The organism is Amycolatopsis sp. SID8362 (assembly GCF_010550475.1).
GTDB lineage: Bacteria > Actinomycetota > Actinomycetes > Mycobacteriales > Pseudonocardiaceae > Amycolatopsis > Amycolatopsis eburnea.
Genome location: NZ_JAAGNB010000149.1, coordinates 1 through 2,501 on the forward strand (window position 1 = coordinate 1; position 2,501 = coordinate 2,501).

The window sequence follows — 2,501 nt, forward strand, 5'->3', positions numbered from 1 at the left end:
CCGCGGCGCCGGCGAACGGCTGGCGGGCCTGCCCGCGGCGATCCGCCCCACCGCCGCGTTCTGCGCCAACGACCTCGTCGCGCTCGGCCTGCTGCAGACCTGCGCGAACCTGCGCATGGGCGTCCCGGACGACCTGGCGATCGTGGGCTACGACGACATCGAGTTCGCCGCGGCGGCCGCGGTCCCGCTCACCTCCGTCCGCCAGCCCCGGCGGCGGCTCGGGCGCACGGCCGCGGAGCTGCTCCTGGCCGAGACGACCGAGCCGGACCACGAGCACCGGCAGGTCGTCTTCACCCCCGAACTGGTGGTCCGCGCTTCGACGCTGCGCTGAGCCGTGTAACCCGCGGGGCCCCACGCCTGATTCACAGGGGGACAAGCATGATCGGGCGGACCACGCCCCGCGGCTTACGGAGGTCGTCATGGCCGGCGACGAGCGGCGGCTTTCGCGGCGCGAATTCCTCGCCGCGAGCGGGGCCGCGCTGCTGGGCGCCGCCGTCGCGGGCTCGTCCGGAATCGCCGCACCCGGCCCGGAAACGGGGCCGCTGACCGATTTCTGGCTGTTCGGCCGGTACGCCGACGGCTGTGCCGACCCTGGGTTCGACGAGAGCGACCTCGACCCGGTCCGGCTCCCGCACTGCGTGGCACCGCTGTCCTGGACCGGCTGGAACCCGGCGTCCTGGCAGGACCGGTGGATCTACCGCAAGCACTTCACGGCGACCCCGGCCGAGCGGTACCGGGCGCGCTTCGACGGCGTCCTGACGAACGCGGCGGTGTACCTCAACGGCACGCTCGTGGCCACCCACGAGGGCGGCTACCTCCCGTTCGAGGCCGAGCTGCCCGGGGTCGCCGACGGCGACAACGTCCTCGCCGTCGTCGTCGACGGGCGGTGGGCGCTGGACGTCCCGCCGAACCTGCCGCGCAGCGCGGGCCCGGCGGTGCTCGACTTCTACCAGCCCGCGGGGATCTACCGCCCCGCCGCGATCGCGACCGCGCCGCGGGTCCGCCTGACCGACGTCTTCGCCCGGCCCGCCGACGTCCTCTCCCCCGGCCGGTCGCTGCACCTGACGTGCACGCTCGAGGCCGCCGTCGAGGGCCAGGTGAGCGTGTCGGTGCGGCAGGCGGGCCGGGAACTCGCGACAGTGACGGCGCCGGTGCACGGGACGACCGCGGAGTTCGACGTCCACGGGCTCGGCGACGTCCGGCTCTGGGACGTCGAAGACCCCGCCTTGTGCGACGTCGTCGTGACCGTCCGGGCCGGGGCGGCGGTACTCGACCGGCGGACGGTGCGGACCGGGTTCCGCGACGCCCGGTTCACGCCGGACGGCTTCTTCCTCAACGGCAGGCGGCTCAAGCTGTTCGGCCTCAATCGCCACCAGTGGTACCCGTTCGCGGGCGGCGCGATGCCGGACCGCGTGCAGCGCCGCGACGCGGAGATCCTGCGCCGCGAGCTGAACTGCACCATGGTCCGGTGCTCGCACTACCCGCAGTCGAGCGCGTTCCTCGACGCCTGCGACGAGCTGGGCCTGCTGGTGTGGGAGGAGATCCCGGGCTGGGGGCGCGTCGGCGACGCCGCCTGGCAGCGCCGCAACCTCCAGGACGTGGCGAGCATGGTCACCCGCGACCGCAACCACCCGAGCGTCGTCGTGTGGGGCACGCGCGTGAACGAGGCCGACGGCACGACGGCGATGTACGCCAAGACCGGCCAGCTCGCGAAGCAGCTGGACCCGTCACGGCCAACGAGCGGCGCGCTCGCCAGCGCGACAGGTGCGCGTTATTCCGGCGCCGACGTCGAGATCCTGGCGTACAACGACTACACGGCGCGCCGGGGAGCGCCGTTCCGGCTGCGGCCGCCGCGGCCGGGCGTGCCGTACCTGGTGACGGAGACGATCGGCACGCTCGCCGGCGCCCGCGCCTACCGCCGCACCGATCCGCAGGCCACCAGGCAGCTGCAGGCGGAACTGCACGCGAAGGCCCACGACCTGGCCGCCGCGGACGACCGCTACTGCGGGGTGCTGGCCTGGTGCGCGTTCGACTACCCGTCGGGCTGGCAGCGCTCGGTCGGCGGGTCGAAGTTCGCCGGCGTGTCCGACATCTTCCGGATCCCGAAGCCCGCGGCGGCGTTCTACGCGTCGCAGTGCGCGCCGGACGTGCGGGCGGTCGTCGAGCCGGGGTTCGAGTGGGACTTCACCGCCCAGCCGTCCGGACCCGGACGGGCCGCGACGATCTGGTCGAACTGCGACCGGCTGGCGGTGTTCCTCGACGACCGTCCGGTGGGTGACGCGCGCAGCCGCCGGGCGGACTTCCCGCACCTGCCGCACCCGCCGTTCGCGGTGGACCTCGTGGTCCCGCGCGGGCAGCGGCCGCAGCTGCGGATCGACGGCTACGTGGGCGGGCGGCTGGTCGTCAGCAGGCGGTTCAGCGGGGACCGGAGCCGGGACGTGCTCGGCTGCGTGCCCGACGACCCCACGCTGCGCGCCGACGGCGGCGACGCGACCCGGGTG

General features: G+C 74.7%; 2 protein-coding genes. Both read left to right on the plus strand.

Annotation, left to right across the window (positions count from 1 at the left end):
* Positions 1–331 (plus strand): substrate-binding domain-containing protein (locus tag G3I65_RS05715; protein WP_160695170.1); only part of this gene is annotated, 331 nt, incomplete at its 5' end.
* Between the two features lie 88 nt (positions 332–419).
* Positions 420–2,501, plus strand: a 2,082-nt coding sequence (locus G3I65_RS05720; RefSeq protein ID WP_160695171.1) for a glycoside hydrolase family 2 protein, incomplete at its 3' end; no start/stop codon positions are given.